Here is a 21,633-nt window from a genome sequence, read left to right as displayed (position 1 = left end):
ACCTGCAAAACCCGATGATTTTTCTGACCTCTTTCTACCGCTTGGCTGGTAAGAATAATATCAGAATAGCCCCATCTGCCCGGTCACCAACGTGGTGAAATCGTCGTGCAGAAATGGAAGTATAGCGTCTGCTACCGGTTGTAGCTGACGTTCGAGATAATGATCGTAATCAATCGGTGAATGTTGCGTTTCCAGCGGTTCTGGCCCGGCGAGGGTCATCACGTAGCTGATCCATCCCCCGTTCTGATACTGCAACGGCCGCCCTTGCTGGCGGTTATAGTCGTCGGCGATGCGCGCCGCGCGCACATGAGGCGGCACGTTACGCTGGTAATCGCTCAGCTTGCGCCGCAGGCGCTTGCGGTAGACCAACTGATCGTCAAATTCACCGTTGAGCGTTTTAGCCACGTAGTCACGAACAAAATCCTGGTAGGGCAACTGCTTGAAAATCAGCCGGTAAAGCTGCTGCTGGAACTGTTGCGCCAGCGGGGTCCAGTCGCTGCGCACCGTTTCCAGGCCTTTATACACCATCTGTTCGCTGCCGTCCGGTTTGGCAATCAGCCCTGCGTAACGCTTTTTGCTGCCCTGTTCCGCACCGCGGATGGTGGGCATCAGAAAGCGTGAGTAATGGGTTTCAAACTCCAGCTCCAGCGCATTTTCCAACCCGTACTGCTGTTGCAGGTGCTGCTGCCACCACTGGTTGACGTGTGCGACCAGCTGGCGGCCAATCTCTGTTGCCTGTGGATCGCTGTGCGCTTGCTTCAGCCAGACGAAGGTCGAGTCGGTATCGCCGTAGATCACCTGATAGCCTTGTGCCTCGATCAGTTCCCGCGTCTGGCGCATGATCTCATGGCCGCGCAGGGTGATCGACGAAGCCAGGCGCGGATCGAAGAAACGGCACCCGCTCGAGCCCAGCACGCCGTAAAAGGCGTTCATGATGATCTTCAACGCCTGCGACAGCGGCTTATTCTGCTGGCGTTTGGCCGCTTCACGCCCCTGCCAGATCTGGTTGACGATCTCCGGCAGGCAGTGCTTGCTGCGCGAAAAACGCGCCTGGCGAAAGCCGGGAACGGAATCGGCATCGTCAGGGTGCTGCATGCCTTCCACCAGCCCGACCGGGTCGATCAAGAAAGTGCGGATGATCGACGGGTACAGGCTTTTGTAATCCAGCACCAGAACCGAATCATACAGGCCGGGCTGTGAGTCCATCACAAAGCCGCCGGGGCTGTGTTCCTCGGGCAACTCCCCCAGATTAGGGGCCACGTAGCCCTGCCGGTGCATGCGCGGGATATACAGGTGGCTGAACGCCGCCACCGATCCGCCGCTGCGATCGGCCGCCAGACCGGTGACGGTGGCGCGTTCCAGCAAGAAGGTCAGCAGTTCGGTTTTGGCAAAGATGCGTGTGACTAATTCGCAGTCTTTCAGGTTATAACGTGCCAGCGCCGGCTTATCTTCGGCGAAGCGCCGATCGATTTCGGCCATGCGCTGGTAAGGATTGTCGATCGCTTTGCCTTCGCCCAGCAGCGCTTGTGACACCGACTCCAGGCTGAAAGAGGGGAAGTTCCAGGTTGCTGATTTCAGCGCTTCGATACCGTCGATAATCAAGCGCCCGGCGGCGCTGGCAAAGAAGTGGTTATGCTTGAAGCCATGTTCGCGCCACTCCAGCAGGTTGCCGCCACGGCCAAAGCGCAGCGGGATCTGGTAGCGTTCGGCATGTTTTTGCAACACCCGCAGATCAAACTGCACCAGGTTCCAACCGATAATCGCATCGGGATCGTGCTGTTCCAGCCACTGATTCAACCGTTCCAGCAGCTGTGGGCGGCTGTTGCAGTATTCCAGATCGAAATCCAGCGCTTCATTGCCGCCATTGGCCGGGCCGAGCATGTAGACCTGGCGTTGGCCGCAGCCTTCGAGCGCGATGGAGTAAAGCTCACCATGGGCGGTGGTTTCGATGTCCAACGAGACCAGCTTAAGGGCTGGGCGGTAGTCCGGTGCCGGTTTCATCTGGCCGTTGAACAATGAGCCTTTACCATCAGCCTGGCCGCTGAACCACACCGGAGCGGTGATAAAACGCTCCATCAGATAGCGCTCGGGCGGGCGGATATCGGCCTCAAAAACGCTGACGCCGCCTTCTCTCAGCAGTTTCTCCAGCTTGATGAGCTGGCGATGTTGGCGGCAGTAAAGGCCGAGCACCGGGCGGGAGTGAAAGTCCAGCAGCGGCAGGGGTTTCAGTTCGACATGGCGTTCTTCGCGTAGCAGTAATTCGGCGCGCGCCTGCTGCTCGGCGGGGATAAAGGCCACCGAGGTTTGTGCTGCCAGTTTAAGCTGTTGTGGCCCGCGGTCGGTCGCCAGCCAGAATTCGACTTCGGTACCGGCCGGAGTGTCGCGCCAGTGGCGAGTGAGTATGAAGCCTTGCTCTAGAGATCCCATATACCCTTCGTCTTTCAAGCCGCAGCGTTGTTGGCTGCGTGCGCTTACCCCAGTCACTTACTTGAGTAAGCTCCTGGGGATGCTCGCCCTTGCCGCCTAGCTGCAACTTGAAATCCGTTGGGTATACACCCTTCTTCAAGCCGCAGCGTTGTTGGCTGCGTGCGTTTACCCCAGTCACTTACTTGAGTAAGCATCCTGGGGATGCTCGCCCTTGCCGCCTAGCTGCAACTTGAAATCCGTTGGGTATACACCCTTCTTCAAGCCGCAGCGTTGTTGGCTGCGTGCGTTTACCCCAGTTACTTACTTGAGTAAGCATCCTGGGGATGCTCGCCCTTGCCGCCTAGCTGCAACTTGAAATCCATAGGGTATACACCCTTCTTCAAGCCGCAGCGTTGTTGCGAAATCAAATGAATTTTAGCATGGTCTTTTATACAGTATTTTTTCATGATCGTCTTATCTAAACAAAAGCACATATAATTCATTGATTGACTCGCTGTGAGGTGAGCCGGAGAATCCTTCGCCCACGCGCACTTGCTAACGAACAGAGGTCTAATGGAAGCCTATTTACAGCACCTGATCGCTCAGTCATTGGCTTTCACCCTGATGGTGGTCATGTTGGTAGCGTTTCTGGAGTCATTGGCTCTGGTCGGGCTGCTGCTGCCCGGCACGGTGATGATGGCCAGCATCGGCGCACTGATTGGCAGCGGCAAGGTGGATTTCTATATGGCCTGGGGGGCGGGGATTGTCGGCTGCCTGCTGGGCGACTGGAGCTCCTATTTTATCGGCCGCGCCTTCAAAGGGCCCCTGCATCGCTGGTCATTTCTGCAAAAGAATCGGTCGATGCTGGATAAAACCGAGCACGCGCTGCATCAGCACAGCATGGTTACCGTGCTGATTGGCCGCTTTGTTGGCCCAACCCGCCCACTGGTGCCGATGGTGGCCGGGATGCTCGATCTGCCGCCCTACAAATTTGCCCTGCCGAATATTATCGGCTGCTTGACCTGGCCGCCGGTCTACTTCCTCCCCGGCATTCTGGCTGGTGTGGCGATCGATATTCCTAACAGTGCTGGCAGCGGCTTATTCAAGGGGCTGCTGCTTGAGGTGGCGCTGCTGATATGGCTGGCCGCTTGGCTGAGCTGGCGCTGGTGGCGTGAAGGTAAACGCTCTGCTGATAAGTTGGCGCGCTGGCTTACGCCGTTGCGCTTGCGCGTCGTCTGTGTAGTGAGCTGGGTTGCCGTATTGGTCAGTGTCTATTATTTGGTGCAACAACCGCTGATGCCGGTTTATGGTCACTTATTGTGGAAGGTATTGGCGGGGTAATCATACCGTCTTTTCGCAAGCGGCAGCCTGGTTGGCCGCCGCTTGCAATCAGAGAGTCTGCATCTTACTGGAAGAAGGCTTCCAACTGTTCAAACACGCGCATATCTTCGTTATGGCGTTTCACCTGCAACACATCTTCCAGCTTTTCGACTTGGCTGATCATCTGCACCAGGCGTTGATCGTCGGCTACCAGCAGCCAAATGCGGCTTTGCGAACCGTCTTTCAGCGGCATACAGAGGATCCCTTCCACGTTGAACGCGCGGCGGGCAAACAGGCCACAAACGTGCGTCATAACTCCCGGATGGTTACGCACCGCCAGCTCCAGGATCACCTGAGGGTTCTTTTGTAGTGACTGCATGGCTTATTCTCCAATCATTTCAATGTTGGCGGCACCCGGTGGCACCATCGGGTAAACTTTTTCGTTCATATCGATCAACGCATGGATCAGGCATGGGCCCGGGCGGTTGATGGCTTCCATCAGCGCGGCCTGTGGATCTTCCTCGGCGTTGAGATCGCAGGTGTCCAAGCCGAAACCGGCGGCAATTTTCAGGAAGTCGGTACGCTTCGGGTAGGTGGCGGCATAGATATGCTGCTGATAGAACAGGGTTTGCTGCTGGTGTACCAGCCCGAGCGCCTGATTGTTCATCAGAATGATTTTGACGTCCAGATCGTGCTCAACCGCCGTTGCCATTTCCTGAATGTTCATCATCAGGCTGCCGTCGCCGGAGAAACACAGCACTTTGCGCTGCGGTTCGGCCAGCGCTGCGCCGATCGCCGCTGGCAGGCCAAAGCCCATGGTGCCTAAGCCGCCGGAGGTCAGCCATTGGCGCGCGCGGCTCAGTGGATAAGCCTGCGCCACCCACATCTGGTGCTGGCCGACGTCGGTGGTGATAATGGCGTTTTCATCCACGCAGCGCGCGGCGGCTTTCACCAGGCCGTAATGGCTCAGCGGGTCTTCAGCATTCGGCATGCTGAACGGGAATTCATCTTTCAGATCGTTAACGATCTTCAGCCAAGCAGTGCGGGGTTGCGCTTCGATCATCGGCAGCAATTGTTGCAGCACCTGGCCGACATCGCCATGAATCGCGACATTGGCCTGTTTAATCTTGCCCAGTTCAGCGCGATCGATATCCACGTGGATGATGTCGGCGTTCGGGCAGAACTGTTCGGTTTTACCGATGGCGCGATCGTCAAAACGAGCACCCAGCACGATCAGCAGATCGGCTTCCTGCAGGATAAAGTTGGTGCTGCGTGCCGCGTGCATGCCCAGCATCCCCAGAGACAATGGGTGCTCTACCGGCATCGCTCCCAGCGCCATCAGGGTCATGGTGGTGGGCAGGTTGGCGCGTTCGGCCATCTGCAAGGCGGCCTTGTGCGCTTCGCCACTGATAATACCGCCACCGAGATACAGCACCGGGCGCTTGGCCTGATTGATCATAGCGGCGGCCTGGGTGACCTGTGCGCTATCGAAGGCCGGTGGCGCGTCCGGCACGGCGATCGGTGGCAACTCATCCAGTTCGATGACAGCGGTTTGCACGTCTTTCGGGACGTCGATCCACACCGGGCCTGGGCGGCCCGATTCGGCGATGCGGAAGGCATCGCAGATCACCTGTGGCAGTTCACGGATATCGCGCACCAGGTGGTTATATTTGGTAATCGGGATCGAAATACCGTAGGTATCGACTTCCTGAAAGGCGTCGGTGCCGATCATTGACGATGCCACCTGGCCAGTAATACACACCAGTGGGATGGAGTCGAGTTTGGCATCGGCGATGGCGGTCACCAGATTGGTGGCCCCTGGGCCGCTGGAAGAGATGCAGACCGCCGCTTTGCCGTTGGTGCGTGCCATGCCCTGGGCCATAAAGCCGGCGCCCTGTTCATGCCGGGCCAACACGTGTTTGATGACGGTGCTTTGGCTCAGTGCATCGTACAGCGGCAGCGCTGCGCCGCCGGGGATCCCTGCAATGGTGTTAATCCCTTGGCGTTCCAGCAGATGCACGATCAACTGCGCGCCGGTGAAGCGTTGTTTCTGGTGTGGCGTACCCGAAATTGCCATGTTCCTATCCTTTGTCATGGCCGGTTTGCATTTCTGGGCAGGGGGACTAAAACAAGAAACCCCGCCCGGTTTTGCGCCGGCGGGGTTTGGGAATCGATGCGTTGATTCGGACCCTACGGCGCACTGCCGACGACCACCACCACACGCACGACGACCACCACCGCGGCTGGTAGCGCGGTTGTTAGTAGGGTCGAAGTCAGCGAGGATGCGATCACAGGGAACCTTATCATCAGTAGTAAAAAACAGAGTTTTATAAAACCACAGGTGCAAAATCTGCACAACAGGTTTGTGCGTTCAGCATAAAAAACGCGCCTTTGATCACATTCTTGCTGCAATACCCAACACGCGTGCCTCTGGAGTGCTGCCTTCGATCAACGCCTGGGTTGGGCCATCGTAATAGATGCGGCCATCTACCACCAGTAAGGTGCGGGGGGCGATGCGCGCCGCATCTTCCAGATTGTGCGAAACCATCAGCAGCGTGAGCTGGCGAAGAGCGCACACTTCCTGCAGCAGGAGCAGCATCTCACTGCGTAACGCCGGGTCGAGCGCAGAAAAAGGCTCATCGAGCAACAGAATTGGTTGCTGGCGAATCAGGCAGCGTGCCAAAGCAGCACGTTGGCGCTGGCCGCCGGAAAGCTGCGCGGGCAGGCGTTGCAGATGATCTTCCAGCCCGACCTGCAGGGCGATCTGCGCCAACTGCTGCTTCTGGGCGGCATTCAAGCGCAGCCCGGGATCCAGCCCCAGCCCGATGTTTTGCGCCACCGTTAAATGGGCAAACAGGTTGTTTTCCTGAAACAGCATGGAAATCGGGCGTTTGGCCGGCGGGGTGGCGGTGTGATCGCAGCCATTCAGCAGGAGTTTGCCACTGGCCGCCGGTAAAAAACCGGCGATCAGGCTGAGCAGGGTACTTTTACCGGCCCCGCTTGGCCCCAGCACCGCGACATGCTCGCCGGGCTGGATGCGTAAATCAAAACGCATCGGCAGGTGTTCGTACAGATAGGTCAGTCTTTCAAGCGTTAGCATTAGTATTGCGGCCCGGTAAGCGTTCAATCAGGGTAAATAACAGGAAACACAATAACAGCAACAGCGCGGCGGTGACGGCACCGTCGTTGCTGCGGTAGGAACCAATCTGCTGATACAGGTAAAAAGGCAGCGTGCGGAACTGCTCGTTGCCGAACAGGGCAACCACGCCGAAATCGCCAATCGACAGCACGCAGGCAAAGGCTAACGCCTGCGCCAACGGGCGCTGCAGTGCCTTCAGCTCAATCCAGCGCAAACGCTGCCAGCCGTGCATATCCAATGACAGGCACAGGGGATTGTAACGTTCGGCCAGATCGCGCATCGGGTTTTCCAGCACTTTCAACGCGTAAGGCACCGCCATCAGTGCGTTGGTGAGGATCACCAGCGCATAGGGGGATTGGGGTAACCCGATCGTATCGTTCAGCAGCAGGAAGAAGCCGGTTGCCAGCACGATGCCAGGCATGGCCAGGATCAGCATGCCGCTCAGCTCCAGCATTTGGCCCTGCGCGGGCTGCTGCCGCAGTTTCAACTCGCGGCTGCTCCACAGCAGCATCATGGTCAGCACTACGCAGAGCAGGCCGGCTCCGAGGGCGATGCGCAGCGAAGTGAACAGCGCCTGCCACAGTATTGGCTGTTGCAGCACGGTGATAAGGCGGTGATTGGCTCCGTCGGCAATCACCGCCAGCAGTGGCGGCAGCAGCAGCAGCAGGGCAGCACCGATCAGTAACCCATCGCTGATGCGCCGCCAGCAGCTGTCTTGCGGGTTGCGCCAGATTTGGCCATGGGTATGGCCGACCGGCAGCGCCTGGCTCAGGCGTTGGCTGAGTACCACCAATCCCAGGCAGCAGGTCAGTTGGATCAGGGCCAGCAGCGCAGCGCGGCTGAGATCGTAGTCGTAACTCAAGGCCTGATAGATCGCCAGCTCAATGGTGGTGGCCTGCGGCCCGCCACCGAGGGACAACACGGTGGCAAAACTGGCGAAGCACAGCATGAAAATCAATGCGCCGCTGGGTAGGATCTGGCGGCGCAGCGCGGGCCATTCTACAAAGCGGAACTGTTGCCAGCCGTTCATCCCCAGTTGGGCCGCCAGTTGGCGTTGTTCCGCGGGGATATTTTCCAGCGCCTGCAACAGTAAACGGGCCGCCAGCGGCAGGTTAAAGAACAGGTGTGCCAGCAGGATGCCTTGCAGGCCGTAGGGCGAGAAGCTGTAGTTGATTCCCAGCCAGCCGCATAGCACTGCCAGCCAGCCTTGTTTGCCATACACGCTCAGAAGGCCGAACACCGCGACCAGCACTGGCAATACCAGCGTCATGGCGCACAGGCGCAGCAGCAGGTTGCGCCCAGGGAAGCGCCGCCGATAAAGCGCGCGGGCCAGCGGGATGGCGGGCAGCACCGAAATCAGCGCCGATAACAGCGCCTGCCAGAAGGTAAAACGCACCACGTGCCACAGATAGCGGTCTTGCCACAGGCTGCGCCAGTCGCTGCCGGGGGCGTGTCGCCATAGGGAACCCATCGCCAGCAACGCGATCAGCCCGATCAGGCCAGCGGCCAGCAGCCCTGGCCATAACCAGCGCGGGATCACTGGCTGACGGCGGTTTGCCACGCCCGGATCCAGTCGCCACGGTGTTTGGCGACCTCTTCAGCACTGAATTGCAATGCCTTTTGCGGCACCGTCATCTGCTCAAAGCCGGCTGGCAGCGTAGTGTCAATCACCGGGTACATCCAGTTACCGGTAGGAATGATGTTCTGGAAAGCGGGCGTGACCATAAATTGCATAAAGCGCTCGGCCAGTTCAGGTTGTTTGCTGGCCTTTAGTTTAGCGGCCACTTCCGTCTGCAGGTAATGGCCTTCGCTGAAGTTGGCAGCGGCGTAGTTGTCTTTTTTCTCTTCAATCAGGTGATAAGCCGGGGAGGTGGTATAACTGAGTACCAGGTCGCTTTCACCTTTCAGGAACAGACCATAGGCCTCACTCCAGCCTTTGGTGACGGTTACCGTTTTTTTCGCCAGCTGTTGCCAGGCTTCCGGTGCTTTGTCGCCGTACACTTTCTGCATCCACAGCAGCAGGCCGAGCCCTGGCGTGCTGGTGCGCGGATCCTGATAAATAATCTTCCAGGGGTGATCGCCGCTCACCAGTTCCTGCAGGCTTTTCGGCGGATTTTTCAGTTTGTCTTTGTTGTAAACAAAGGCGAAGTAGCCGTAATCGTAAGGAATAAAGGTGTTGTCCTGCCAGCCACCGGGCACGGCCAGCTTGCTGGTATCAACCTGGCTTTCGGCGAACAGGCCGGTTTGCTTTGCGGCTTGCAGCAGGTTGTTGTCCAACCCCAGTACGATATCGGCAGGGCTGTTGTTGCCCTCCATCCGCACACGGTTGAGCAGTGAAACGCCGTCTTCCAGCGCCACGAATTTCAATTCACAATCGCAATCGGCCTCAAAGGCTTTTTTAATCGCCGGGCCTGGGCCCCAATCGGCGGCGAAAGAATCGTAGGTGTAGACCGTTAGCGTAGGCTTGGCCAGCACGGGCGCAGCCGCTAGCAGCAATAGGCAGGGCAGGTATTTTTTGACCACTTTGCACTCCTGAAATTTAAGGGGGCAAAGGTATCTGAGGGCGGTATCCCTATCATCTTGCAAGCCGAAGCGTTGCTGGCGGCTGCTTGAGATCTATCGGGGATAAGCGACGCGGTACTCAAATCCCTCCGCCGGTATTGACCGGATCAGGTTCGACGGGTGTGCTCTCAGCGGAAAAAAACGTGCTGCGCGCGTGTTGATCCGACGTTGGGCAGTGCTCGCAATCCTCATGTACTTAAGTACACTCCGGTTGCTGTGCGCTGGCCGCCGTCGCCTGAACACGGCTCGCTGCGTTTTCAAGCAGCGCTCGTTGTTTTCCGCACCCCGTTGAGACGGCGCTATTGTAGAGATTAACGGGCAGCGGTGAAAGCGACTTATGTTTCCGGCGGGGCGAACCAGGCTGATTTAAAATCGAACCACCCGAGGGTATTCATGCGCACCCCGCGCATGGTGCGTTGGCCGTGCAACTGCAGCCAATGATGAAACAATGGGTGCAACTGGTGGCTACTGACCAGACGCTGGCAGAACTCCGCCAGCGGTAAGCGGTTGTCGCGCCACAACGCGGCATCTTCGGCGATATCAGAGCTCAAACAGTGCTGAATTAACGGCATTTCATACAGCGTGGCAAACAGGGAAAATTCCAACGGCAGAGTGAAGTTGGCGCTGCCAAGCCATAAATCGCTGTTTGCGTCACCTTTATGCCAACTATCGTAATTGATGATCTGCACGTTAAGCCTGATGTCATGCTGGTTGAGTAGGGCAGCGATAGCCTGCTGGATGGCGTGGAATTCCGAGTGTTCGCCGTAGAACGTCAGCGTCAGTTCCGTCAGCCCCGCAGGTTTGAGCTGTTGCCCCAGTGCACGGTTATGCAACCAGCGTGGCAGAATGCCGTAGGCCGGTGCCCAATAGCGCTGGTATACCGATCCTGCGTGGCTCAGCAGGGCGATGGGGTTGATCAATTCGCTTAGCCAACTGCGGATTTCAGGGTTGGCCGCCAGCGTTGAGCGCTGGTCAAACAGCAGAAAATAGCAGCCTTCCTCCAGGCGGCTTTCCAGCTCGTTTTTGCTGGTTTCGTCCCCTTGCAATTGCACGCCGGAATGCACCAATTCTTCGGTCACCTCTGGCAGCACCCAGATGTTGACTTCATCAATCAGCGCGCGATAACCAAAATAATCGTCAAAGGCATGGATCTTCATCTGGCTGCGATGATTGTGCACCACGCTGTAAGGCCCGGTGCCGATCGGATGACGGGCGAAGTCCGGCAGGCTCTGCCATTCGCGCGGCAGGATCATGGCATGCACGCTGCCCAGCAACCACGGCAGCCAGTAATCCGGGCTGTGCAGGTGGACATCGATCACATAAGGTGTAGGGGAAGTGACCTGGCGGATATGAGAAAACAGGGGCTGCGGGATCAACCGCTGTAATGAATGGATCACGTCTTCCATCTCCAGTTCACGGCCATGATGGAAGCGGATCGCCGGGCGCAGATAAAAGCGCCAATGCAACGGCGTTACGGCCTGCCAGTGGTGTGAAAGATCGGATTCGATTTCCCCGTTTTCCTCATTTATACGCGTCAGGCCGTTAAAAATCTGCCGCGCCAGATGGGTCTCTGAGCGGCGTAATGCCGAGCCGGGCAGCAGGTTGTAAAGCTGACGATAGTAAAGCACGCGGAGAATATGCTTCCCTTGGCGAAAGCTGCGCCCCAGTTGAGAAAGCAGCATCTGACGTACGGCATTTTTGTCGCCAACCAATTGCACCAGTTGATCGATTTTATCCTGCTCCAGCAACTCTTCAGCACGCTGTTGCTGAAGTGCCAGGCCGGTGTAATGGAAGCTGAGCTGTGAGCGTTTACCGCGGCCAGCCTCGGCCTGCCAGGTGAGCCAGCCCTGCTGCTGCATGGCCCCGAGTAAAGATCGCACATGACGGCGCGAGCAATTGAGCACGTCGGCCAGTTCCTGCAGCGTGGTTTCGGTGGCTTGACCGTGGCAGCGTTGCCACAGGCGGATAAACTGTTGTTGCAAGCGCGAGGTAGACATAAAAGAGGAACTCTCCGGCATCAATCCGTCAATTTATCTTTCCCTATATTACGCCGATAATTTCCCCAGATATACTCTAAGTAATTCGAGTTGCAGGACAAAAACGCAGCGCGTTTTTGAACAACACGACTTGTGCTGGCCCCGAAGGGGCGAGGCCCAAACTTAGGCCGAGCAAGCGCAGCCAACGCACATGCAGCTTGAAGTACGACGAGTAAAAAGTGTTTCTGAGTAATGGTGCATTTCACCAGCCAGTGGGGTAACCCACTGGTATTTTTATCTGCGACGTTGCTTTCTTCTGCAATTTTCCTTCTGTAGCATAAGCTTCTTTGTTTCTCGTCAGGGATGCAGGTATGAATTTCAAACGCTGGTTGCCACGCCGCTTCAATCCCGTTTTTGCCACTTTTCTGATCATCGCCTTTCTTACCGGTATCGCGGGTGCGTTACAGGCGCCGACGCTGAGCTTATTCCTCACCACCGAAGTGAAGGTTCGCCCACTCTGGGTTGGGCTGTTTTATACCCTGAATGCGATCGCCGGGATTATTGTCAGCTTCCTGCTGGCGAAGCGTTCCGACAATCGTGGAGACAGGCGTAAGCTGATCCTGCTGTGCTGCTTAATGGCGGTGGGCAATAGCCTGCTGTTTGCCTTCAATCGCGATTATCTGACCCTGATTACCGCCGGGGTTCTGCTGGCGGCGATCGCCAATACGGCAATGCCGCAGATTTTCGCGCTGGCGCGGGAATATGCCGACAGTTCGGCGCGTGAAGTGGTGATGTTCAGCTCGCTGATGCGCGCCCAGCTTTCATTGGCCTGGGTGATTGGCCCGCCGCTGTCGTTCATGCTGGCGCTGAATTACGGTTTTACCACGATGTTTCTGGTGGCTGCGGCGATTTTTGCCATCAGTGTATTGTTGGTGTGGCTGATCTTGCCTTCGGTGCCGCGGGCACAGGTTGAAATCAGCGTAGATTCACCGCCCATTGCGCCAATCGCAGCCTGGCGTGACCCGGATGTGCGCCTGCTATTTCTGGCTTCGATGCTGATGTGGACCTGCAATACCATGTATATCATCGATATGCCGTTGTATATCACTGCCGATCTTGGCTTGTCTGATCGGTTGGCGGGGCTGCTGATGGGCACGGCCGCGGGGCTGGAGATCCCAGCGATGCTGTTGGCGGGTTATTACGTCAAACGCTTTGGTAAACGCAACATGATGCTATTGGCGGTTGCGGCGGGAGTGTTGTTCTATGCCGGGCTGGTGCTGTTCAAATTCAAGGCCGCTTTGATGGTGTTGCAGTTATTCAATGCGATTTTTATCGGCATTATCGCCGGGATCGGCATGTTGTATTTTCAGGATTTGATGCCGGGGCGACCGGGGGCGGCAACCACCATGTTTACCAACAGTATCTCCACCGGCGTGATCCTGGCTGGCATACTGCAAGGGGCTTTGGTGGAGCATTTTGGTCATTATGCGGTTTACTGGCTGATCACCCTGCTGGCGATGCTGTCACTCTGGATGTGCGCCAGAGTGCGGGAAGTGTGAAATTGAACGCTGCCTTACTTGATGCATGTCATTGAGAAAATTGCGCCATACTCCCTAAGATAGGTTCAATCAGAGCGCGAAGCTCGCGTTCTTGTCCATCTTGCTGTTGAGATGCCGATCCTGTTGATAAATGTGGGTATGTTATGGATAAACTAACGCCGCTCAAGCCCGTTCCTTCCCTGATTGCCGTCATTACTGCACTGCTTATCTGGTTCGTCATTCCGGTACCTGAAGGGGTTGCCCCCAATGCCTGGCATTTGCTGGCGCTGTTTATTGGTACCATCGTGGCCATTATCGGCAAGGCAATGCCGATTGGCGCGGTTTCCATTATTGCCATTGCGCTGGTGGCGTTGACCGGCGTGACTAACCCGGGCAAGCCCGGTGCGGCGCTGGATGATGCGCTGAGTGGCTTTTCCAACCAGCTTATCTGGCTGATTGGTTTCTCAATCATGATCTCCCTCAGCCTGAATAAAACCGGGTTGGGCGCACGTATTGGCTACTACTTTATCTCGCTGTTCGGCAAGCGGACGCTCGGGATCGCCTATGCGCTGACCATGGCGGAAACGGTGCTGGCTCCGGTGACGCCGAGTAATACCGCCCGTGGTGGCGGGATCATCCACCCGATCATGAAGTCAATCGCCGACAGCTTTGGTTCCAAACCCGAGTTGAATACCTCTGGTACCATTGGCCGCTATCTGGCGTTGGTGAACTACAACATTAACCCGATCACTTCGGCGATGTTTATCACCGCAACCGCGCCTAACCCGTTGGTGGTTAACCTTATTGCTAAAGGAACGGGCTCCGAGTTTGAACTAACCTGGTCGATGTGGGCGATAGCCGCGCTGGCACCGGCGATCTGTTCGCTGATCGTGATGCCGCTGGTGATCTATCTGCTGTATCCGCCGGAAATTAAAAGCACCCCCGACGCGCCGCGCTTCGCGCAGGAAAAACTGCAGGCGCTTGGGGTGATTACCTTGGCAGAGAAGATCACGCTGGGCGTGTTTGCCTTGCTGCTGATACTGTGGGCCGGGGTTCCTGCCATGATCTTTGGCCCGGAACTGGCGGTGAACCCCACCACCGCGGCGGTGATTGGCTTGGCTATCTTGCTGATGACTGGTGTGTTGAGCTGGGATGACGTGCTGAAACACAAAGGAGCCTGGGATACCGTGGTGTGGTTCGCCGCACTGGTGATGATGGCGACCTTCCTTGGCAAACTCGGGCTGATTGGCTGGCTGTCGAAAACCGTCGGGGCCGGCATTGATAATATGGGCATGAGCTGGGTTGGCGGGACGATACTGCTGACGCTGGTTTATCTCTATTCCCACTACTTCTTTGCCAGCACCACCGCCCACGTGACCGCCATGTTTGCCGCCTTCTTCGCCGCCGGTATTGCGCTGGGTGCGCCGCCCGCGCTGCTTGGCCTGATCCTGGCGTTCTCTTCGTCGCTGATGATGTCTCTGACCCACTATGCGACCGGCACCGCGCCGATTATCTTCGGCTCCGGCTATGCGACGCTGGGGGAATGGTGGAAAACCGGTTTTGTGATGAGCGTGGTCAACCTGCTGATCTGGATGGTGGTTGGCGGGCTGTGGTGGAAGTGGTTGGGTTATTGGTAATACCCCTCATACTTGAAGCTGCTGCTGTGTTGGCTGCGTCAGCTCACCCCTGTCACTTAGTTATCTAAGCTCCAGGGGATTATGAGCCTCATCAATGAGGCTCACCCTGCGAGCTAGCGCTTTCCGCCTTGCCGCAGCTCCATTATTTAGGGTATTACAGAGGATTAGTTCAGAAATGCCGGTTGCTGGGCCTCGAAGCGTGAGATATCCGCTTCGTGCTGCAGCGTCAGGCCGATGCTGTCCAAACCGTTCATCATGCAGTGGCGGCGGAAGCTGTCGATCTCAAACGGATAACTTTTGCCCCCGGCATTCACCGTCTGGTTTTCCAGATCCACCACAAACGTGATCCCTTCGTTCTCCGCCACCAGTTTGAACAGCGTATCGACATCCTGTTCGCTCAGGGTGACCGGCAGTAACTGGTTGTTGAACGAGTTGCCGTAGAAAATATCGGCAAAGCTCGGTGCAATCACCACCTTAAAACCGTAATCGGTCAGCGCCCAAGGGGCATGTTCGCGGGAAGAGCCACAGCCAAAGTTTTCGCGCGCTAACAGGATACTGGCCCCTTGGTAACGCGGTTGGTTCAGGATGAACTCTGGGTTAGGCTGCTGACCGGCATCGTCCAGAAAACGCCAGTCGTTGAACAGATGCTGGCCGAAACCGGTACGGGTCACTTTTTGCAGAAACTGCTTCGGGATAATGGCGTCGGTATCGACGTTGGCCGCATCCAGAGGCACCACTAAACCGGTATGTTGAATAAATTTAGCCACGGTGATGCTCCTTAGTGCAGTTCACGGATATCGGCGAAATGGCCAGTCACGGCAGCGGCAGCAGCCATCGCCGGGCTGAGCAGATGGGTACGCCCACCACGGCCCTGACGCCCTTCGAAGTTACGGTTGCTGGTGGACGCGCAGCGCTCGCCTGGATTCAGGCGATCGTTGTTCATCGCCAGACACATGGAGCAGCCAGGCAAACGCCATTCAAAACCGGCTTCGATAAAGATCTTGTCCAGCCCTTCGGCTTCCGCCTGGGCTTTCACCGGGCCAGAGCCTGGCACCACAATGGCCTGCACACCGTTCGCCACTTTACGCCCTTTGGCAATCGCTGCCGCCGCGCGCAGATCTTCGATGCGTGAGTTGGTGCAGGAACCGATAAACACTTTATCGATCGCCACGTCGGTCAGCTTGATACCCGGTTTCAGGTCCATATATGCCAGCGCTTTTTCAGCAGAAGCACGCTCAACCGGATCGCTGAAAGATTCTGGTGCCGGGATCGCCTGATTGACGGCAATAACCTGGCCGGGGTTGGTGCCCCAGGTAACCTGAGGTGCGATGTCTTCGGCGCGCAGGGTGACAACGGTATCGAATTTGGCATCGGCGTCGGATTTCAGCGTGCGCCAGTAGGCAACCGCCTGCTCCCAGTTGGCACCGGTCGGCGCAAACTGACGGCCCTTCAGGTAATCGAAGGTGGTGTCGTCGGGGGCTACCAGGCCCGCCTTGGCACCCATTTCAATCGCCATGTTGCACAACGTCATGCGGCCTTCCATGCTCAAGGCCTCAATGGCTTTGCCGCAGAACTCAACGACGTGGCCGGTACCACCGGCACTGCCGGTTTTACCGATGATCGCCAGCACGATGTCCTTCGCGGTGATGCCTGCTGCGGCTTCACCGGTCACTTCAATCTTCATGGTCTTGGCACGGCCCTGCTTCAGGGTTTGCGTTGCCAGCACGTGCTCAACTTCTGAAGTGCCGATCCCAAACGCCAGTGAACCGAAGGCGCCGTGGGTGGCGGTGTGGGAATCGCCACAGACGATGGTCATGCCCGGCAGCGTCATACCCTGCTCAGGGCCGATAACGTGCACAATCCCCTGGAACGGGTGATTCAGGTCATATAAAGAAACGCCGAATTCCGCACAGTTCTTGATCAGCTCCTGCATCTGGATGCGCGCCATCTCGCCGCTGGCGTTGATATCTTTGGTCTGGGTGGAAACGTTGTGATCCATGGTGGCAAAGGTTTTGCCCGGCTGGCGCACTTTACGGCCCATTGCGCGCAGGCCGTCGAACGCCTGTGGAGAGGTGACTTCATGCACCAGGTGGCGATCGATATACAGCAGCGGCGTTTCGTTCGGTGCTTCATGCACGACGTGAGCATCGTACAGTTTCTGATATAAGGTCTTGCCCATGATTTATGCCCCCTCAGCCACGAAACGGGCAATGATATCGCCCATTTCACTGGTGCCGATCGCTTTGCCGTCACCGGCCAGATCGGCGGTGCGGTAACCCTGTTCCAGCGCCTGATTGATGGCGCGCTCAATGGCGTCTGCGGCTTCATCGGCACCCAGGCTGTAACGCAGCAGCAGAGCTGCAGACAGAATCTGTGCGATCGGGTTGGCAATGTTTTTGCCTGCGATGTCCGGCGCGGAGCCGCCCGCCGGTTCATACAGACCGAAGCCTTGCTCGTTCAGGCTGGCGGAAGGCAGCATCCCCATGGAACCGGTGATCATCGCGCATTCATCAGACAGGATGTCACCGAACAGGTTGGAACACAGCAGCACGTCGAACTGGGACGGATCTTTGATCAACTGCATGGTCGCGTTGTCGATGTACATGTGCGACAGCGACACGTCCGGGTAATCTTTAGCAACCTGGGTCACCACTTCACGCCACAGGATCGAGCTTTGCAGCACGTTAGCTTTATCGATGGAAGTCACTTTATTGCGGCGCTTGCGGGCTGACTCAAAGGCGATACGCGCAATACGTTCGATCTCAAAACGGTGGTATACCTCGGTATCGAAAGCCCGCTCATGCATGCCCTGGCCTTCGCGGCCCTTCGGCTGGCCGAAGTAGATGCCACCGGTCAGTTCACGCACGCACAGGATATCGAAGCTGCGGGCTGCGATGTCGGCACGCAGCGGGCAGAACGCTTCCAGCCCCTGATACAGGCGTGCCGGGCGCAGGTTGCTGAACAGCTTGAAGTGTTTGCGCAACGGCAGCAGCGCACCGCGCTCAGGCTGCTCTGCCGGTGGCAGGTTTTCCCATTTCGGGCCACCGACGGAGCCGAAAAGAATGGCATCGGCCTGTTCACAGCCCGCCAGAGTGGCTGCGGGCAGCGGCGTGCCCTGGCGATCGATGGCAATGCCACCGACGTCGTACTCGGATTGGGTGATGCGGATACCAAAACGCTGGCGCACTGCATCCAACACTTTATGGGCTTGGGCCATCACTTCCGGACCGATTCCGTCTCCGGGCAAGACGGCAATGTGGTAAGTCTTCGTCATGTTCACACCGTTTCCTGATTATTTTGTTGTTTGGTTTGCTGCAGACGCTGCTTTTCTTTTTCTACCTGCTGTGAGCGCCAGATATTATTTAATACGTGAATCATTGCCTTGGCGGAGGATTCGACGATGTCGGTAGCCAGGCCCACGCCGTGGAAACGGCGGCCCTGGTAGGACACGACGATATCCACCTGGCCGAGGGCGTCGCGGCCCTGGCCTTTGGCGGTCAACTGGTATTTCACCAGTTCGATAGGGTATTCGGTGATGCGGTTGATCGCTTGATATACCGCGTCTACCGGACCGTTACCGGTTGCCGCTTCGGCTTTTTCTTCATCGCCACAGATCAGCTTGACCGAGGCGGTAGCCATAATACTGCTGCCGGACTGTACGCTGAAGTAGCCCAGGCTGAAATGTTCCGGTTCTTCCTGCTGTTTGTTGATAAAGGCCAGCGCTTCCAGATCGTAATCGAACACCTGGCCTTTCTTGTCGGCTAATTTCAGGAAGGCCGAGTACAACACGTCCAGATTGTAATCCTGCTCTTTGTAGCCCATTTCTTCCATACGGTGTTTGACCGCGGCGCGGCCGGAGCGTGAGGTCAGGTTCAACTGTACGTCTTTCAGACCAATGGTCTGCGGAGTCATGATCTCGTAGTTTTCGCGGTTTTTCAGCACACCATCCTGATGGATGCCGGAAGAGTGTGCGAACGCGTTTGAGCCGACGATGGCTTTGTTGGCAGGAATTGGCATGTTGCACAACTGGCTGACCAACTGGCTGGTGCGGTAAATTTCCTGATGATTGATATTGGTGTGCACATTCATGATGTCCTGGCGAACTTTGATCGCCATGATCACTTCTTCCAGTGAACAGTTACCCGCGCGTTCGCCGATACCGTTCAAGGTGCCTTCTACCTGGCGAGCACCGGCCTGTACGGCGGCGATCGAGTTACCTACCGCCATGCCCAGATCGTCGTGGCAGTGAACGGAAATAATTGCTTTATCAATGTTTGGTACGCGGTCATACAGTGTGGTGATAATGCCGCCGAACTGGTTAGGCGTGGTGTAACCGACGGTATCGGGGATGTTGATGGTGGTCGCACCGGCGTTGATGGCCGCTTCCACCACGCGACACAGATTATCAATCGGTGTACGGCCTGCATCTTCGCAAGAGAACTCAACATCATCCGTATAGTTTCGTGCGCGTTTCACCGAACGCACTGCCATTTCCAGCACTTCATCAAACGAGCGCTTTAACTTTGACTCGATGTGTAAGGTGGAGGTGGCCAGGAACACATGGATACGGAAGGCTTCGGCCACGCGCAGCGCTTCGGCTGCCACGTCAATGTCGTTGTCTACGCAGCGGGCCAAGCCACAAACGCGGCTGTTTTTGATCTGGCGGGCAATAGTTTGCACGGATTCAAAATCCCCCGGAGAAGACACCGGGAAGCCGACTTCCATCACATCGACACCCATCCTTTCCAGCGCCATGGCGATCTGAATCTTTTCTTTCACACTCAGGCTGGCTTGCAGTGCCTGCTCGCCGTCTCGCAATGTGGTATCGAAAATAATGACTTGTTGGCTCATTTGATAGTTCCTTATCGTGTTTGTTTCACGCTAAGCGGGCAAAAAAAAACCCGCGCACTAGCGCGGGTTTCTACAGATGATGGGCTGAATCAGTTCTGAACCCCGCCCACCAGCATACCGCGCAAAGAAGATGCGTTAAGTAGTAGGCCTAGTAGACGTTGAGTACGGATCATGGAGGTCAGCTTCTCTAAAATGTGTTCGTTGCCTAATTTGATACTTTATTGGCTGGGTGATGTCAACATTTGATTAATGGTCGGACGAGCTCAGAGGCCAGGGTAGGGAATAAGTACGCCAGACAAAAGCTCGGTAAAAAAACCGTTCAGAAGGTTAAAAAAAACGTCAGATTTGCGAGTTTTTTAGCATAAATGACATCAATTCCGTGCTACGGCATTGATTCTTAATGTCGCTCAGTTAGAATTCCTAGTGCGTAAAAATAAGGAAGTCCTGAGTTGGCTATGAAATGAATAGTAACTTGTTATTCACTTGGTGAATCTATGGATTTATAGTATTCATGAGGTGTATTTGATCTGAAATGCCGATACATCAAAGGCTATTAAGTCACACGAAAAGCATCTATTTTAAGCGTTCACGATTGTCCATTATGCCGTTTTATGGTCTTATTCATCGTGATTATGGATGCCTGCTTGGTGCCCACGACTTGAGTGTAAAACCTGCCAATTGTTTGCACGCCGTTATTGTTTTCCGACGCTAAAGCGTCGGGTGCGATGCACAGGGCGTAACTTTTCGCCGTTGTGTCACGTTTTTATAGGATGATGCTCGATTGTTATCCTAAGTGGATAGTGAATAGGGATAACTAATTTCGCCGTGTGGGAATAACGTAATGTTACTTTTAGCATGATATTCCCCTGCGCGCTGGCGGAATTATCTACATGGGACTTAGTGGAGTTAGATATGTCTGAATATAATTCAGGAACTGTCTTAGAAAAAGAAAGTGGCGATATTCATTTGCGCAGCGTAGACCTTAATTTACTCACTGTTTTTGATGCAGTTATGCAAATGCAGAATATTACCCGCGCCGCCAACTCGTTGGGTATGTCACAGCCCGCAGTGAGCAATGCCGTAGCGCGTTTAAAAGTCATGTTCAATGATGAGTTGTTTGTGCGGTTTGGCCGCGGCATCCAGCCCACCATGCGTGCACGCCAGCTTTTCGGGCCGGTGCGCCAAGCATTACAATTGGTTCAGAATGAGTTACCAGGTGCCGGATTTGATGCCCTGACCAGTGAACGCACTTTTACGCTTTCTATCTGCAGCCCATTGGATATCCGCCTCACGGCAAAAATAATCAACAACGTCAAGAATATGGCACCGAATGTACGGTTGCAGGCAAAATCCTATCTGAACAATAATATTGAGCATCAATTACGTTATCAGGAAACTGAATTCGTTATTGGTTATACCCGTTTTGAACACCCTGAATTTCAAAATGTTGCTTTATTTGAGGATGAATTAAGCTTGGTGGCAGCGCAGTCACATCCACGTCTGGCGAACAGCGTTACCCAAGAGCAAATGCTGGTTGAGCAGCATGCGGTCATATCCTTGGAACGTTTCTGTTCCTTCAGTAAGCCCTTCTATGTTGAAGAGATCGCACAGCGTGGCATTACCCAGCAATGTACCGACCTGTTCAGCGTGTTGAATATTGTGGCAATGACTGAAATGGTGGCTATCACCCCGCGTTGGTTTGCGGAGCAACATGCGCAAGCGTTACAGTTAAAAATCATGCCATTACCTTGGGAAAAGAAGGATGCTACCTGCTATCTTTCTTGGCATGAGTCCGCTGAGAGGGATAAAGGCCATCAATGGATGAAGTCTGTGCTCAGCCAGTCAGAATTATTGCGTTAGTTTAGCGATTTATTAACCCGACACACTTGTGCGTATGTCGGGTCAATAATCTAGTGGTATCTATTAATAAGAAAAAGCTTGGTTTATTGCTAGGAGTATTCTTAATTATTGTGTTCTGGTAACGTTTTCTATGCAGTATTTTAATAAATTTCTATTTATGAAATTAAATTCTGCATTAAATGTTATCACTGGAGTTTTAGCCTGTTAATCCTTTGTCACTCATCTTCCTCTCTTTTATCTATGCAGAATAACGCTTTTGGCCCGCCCGCGATGCCCTGAACCAGGGCTAAATAGGGATAACCCAATTTTAGCTCACACTTTTACGCTGAAATCCCTTTTCCAGG

17 protein-coding genes are annotated in these 21,633 nt (G+C 55.6%); 4 read left to right on the top strand and 13 right to left on the bottom strand.

Translation table 11 applies throughout. From position 1 onward, the window contains the following. Positions 1–60: 60 nt before the first annotated feature. Positions 61–2,427 carry a DNA polymerase II gene (locus tag BMI79_RS12955; RefSeq protein ID WP_076942554.1) on the bottom strand — a complete coding sequence of 789 codons (2,367 nt, stop codon included), beginning with the start codon at positions 2,425–2,427 and terminating at the stop codon, positions 61–63. 552 nt (positions 2,428–2,979) lie between these two features. Here BMI79_RS12955 and BMI79_RS12940 point away from each other — a divergent pair. Next, on the top strand, positions 2,980–3,747 hold the full coding sequence (locus BMI79_RS12940) for a DedA family protein (RefSeq protein ID WP_076942551.1): 768 nt from the start codon (positions 2,980–2,982) through the stop codon (positions 3,745–3,747). Between the two features lie 64 nt (positions 3,748–3,811). Here the strand turns inward: BMI79_RS12940 and ilvN are convergent, their stop codons facing one another. From ilvN to sgrR, 7 genes are all read right to left on the bottom strand, one after another. Next, positions 3,812–4,105 carry an acetolactate synthase small subunit gene (gene ilvN / locus BMI79_RS12935; protein ID WP_076942550.1) on the bottom strand — a complete coding sequence of 98 codons (294 nt, stop codon included), beginning with the start codon at positions 4,103–4,105 and terminating at the stop codon, positions 3,812–3,814. Positions 4,106–4,108: 3 nt separating this feature from the next. Continuing rightward, on the bottom strand, positions 4,109–5,803 hold the full coding sequence (gene ilvB, locus BMI79_RS12930) for an acetolactate synthase large subunit (RefSeq protein WP_076942549.1): 1,695 nt from the start codon (positions 5,801–5,803) through the stop codon (positions 4,109–4,111). Positions 5,804–5,916: 113 nt separating this feature from the next. Next, a complete protein-coding gene (ivbL, locus tag BMI79_RS23565; RefSeq protein ID WP_425272356.1) occupies positions 5,917–6,033 on the bottom strand; it encodes an ilvB operon leader peptide IvbL in 117 nt (38 codons plus the stop codon). Positions 6,034–6,121: 88 nt separating this feature from the next. Beyond that, positions 6,122–6,826, bottom strand: coding sequence for a thiamine ABC transporter ATP-binding protein ThiQ (thiQ, locus tag BMI79_RS12925; RefSeq protein ID WP_076942548.1), 705 nt, complete (start codon positions 6,824–6,826; stop codon positions 6,122–6,124). After that, the gene (gene thiP, locus BMI79_RS12920) at positions 6,813–8,426 is read right to left on the bottom strand and encodes a thiamine/thiamine pyrophosphate ABC transporter permease ThiP (protein WP_076942547.1); all 1,614 of its coding nucleotides are present in this window, start codon (positions 8,424–8,426) and stop codon (positions 6,813–6,815) included. The genes thiQ and thiP overlap by 14 nt, the downstream gene beginning before the upstream one ends. Continuing rightward, positions 8,402–9,388 carry a thiamine ABC transporter substrate binding subunit gene (gene thiB, locus BMI79_RS12915; RefSeq protein WP_076942546.1) on the bottom strand — a complete coding sequence of 329 codons (987 nt, stop codon included), beginning with the start codon at positions 9,386–9,388 and terminating at the stop codon, positions 8,402–8,404. Before thiB ends, thiP begins: the two co-directional genes overlap by 25 nt. 374 nt (positions 9,389–9,762) lie before the next feature. Further along, positions 9,763–11,424: an HTH-type transcriptional regulator SgrR gene (gene sgrR, locus BMI79_RS12910; RefSeq protein WP_076942545.1), complete on the bottom strand. Its 1,662-nt coding sequence runs from the start codon at positions 11,422–11,424 to the stop codon at positions 9,763–9,765. 350 nt (positions 11,425–11,774) lie between these two features. On the opposite strand from sgrR, the gene BMI79_RS12905 reads away from it, so the two are divergent. Together BMI79_RS12905 and BMI79_RS12900 are read left to right on the top strand one after the other, a co-directional pair. Continuing rightward, positions 11,775–12,962 carry an MFS transporter gene (locus tag BMI79_RS12905; protein ID WP_076942544.1) on the top strand — a complete coding sequence of 396 codons (1,188 nt, stop codon included), beginning with the start codon at positions 11,775–11,777 and terminating at the stop codon, positions 12,960–12,962. 143 nt (positions 12,963–13,105) lie between these two features. Then, positions 13,106–14,578 carry a DASS family sodium-coupled anion symporter gene (locus BMI79_RS12900; protein WP_076942543.1) on the top strand — a complete coding sequence of 491 codons (1,473 nt, stop codon included), beginning with the start codon at positions 13,106–13,108 and terminating at the stop codon, positions 14,576–14,578. 164 nt (positions 14,579–14,742) lie between these two features. Here BMI79_RS12900 and leuD read toward each other — a convergent pair whose 3' ends face one another. The 5 genes from leuD to leuL all read right to left on the bottom strand — a co-directional run bounded on the left by leuD (position 14,743) and on the right by leuL (position 19,602). Continuing rightward, positions 14,743–15,345, bottom strand: a complete 603-nt coding sequence (leuD, locus tag BMI79_RS12895) for a 3-isopropylmalate dehydratase small subunit (RefSeq protein WP_076942542.1) — start codon at positions 15,343–15,345, stop codon at positions 14,743–14,745. A gap of 11 nt (positions 15,346–15,356) precedes the next feature. Then, complete coding sequence (gene leuC, locus BMI79_RS12890; protein WP_076942541.1) at positions 15,357–16,757, bottom strand: 3-isopropylmalate dehydratase large subunit; 1,401 nt, start codon at positions 16,755–16,757, stop codon at positions 15,357–15,359. A 3-nt stretch (positions 16,758–16,760) separates the two neighbouring features. Further along, on the bottom strand, positions 16,761–17,852 hold the full coding sequence (gene leuB, locus BMI79_RS12885; RefSeq protein WP_076942540.1) for a 3-isopropylmalate dehydrogenase: 1,092 nt from the start codon (positions 17,850–17,852) through the stop codon (positions 16,761–16,763). A gap of 2 nt (positions 17,853–17,854) precedes the next feature. Further along, the gene (gene leuA / locus BMI79_RS12880; RefSeq protein WP_076942539.1) at positions 17,855–19,429 is read right to left on the bottom strand and encodes a 2-isopropylmalate synthase; all 1,575 of its coding nucleotides are present in this window, start codon (positions 19,427–19,429) and stop codon (positions 17,855–17,857) included. 89 nt (positions 19,430–19,518) lie between these two features. After that, a complete protein-coding gene (gene leuL, locus BMI79_RS24595) occupies positions 19,519–19,602 on the bottom strand; it encodes a leu operon leader peptide (protein WP_125828799.1) in 84 nt (27 codons plus the stop codon). Positions 19,603–20,341: 739 nt separating this feature from the next. Between leuL and leuO the strand changes: the two genes are divergently transcribed. Then, a complete protein-coding gene (leuO, locus tag BMI79_RS12875; protein ID WP_076942538.1) occupies positions 20,342–21,289 on the top strand; it encodes a transcriptional regulator LeuO in 948 nt (315 codons plus the stop codon). Positions 21,290–21,633 lie beyond the last annotated feature (344 nt).

The organism is Serratia oryzae, assembly GCF_001976145.1.
In the GTDB taxonomy this organism is placed as follows: Bacteria; Pseudomonadota; Gammaproteobacteria; order Enterobacterales; family Enterobacteriaceae; genus Chania; species Chania oryzae.
The sequence above is the reverse complement of the archived record's forward strand: the minus strand, read 5'-3'. Positions and strand labels throughout refer to the sequence as shown.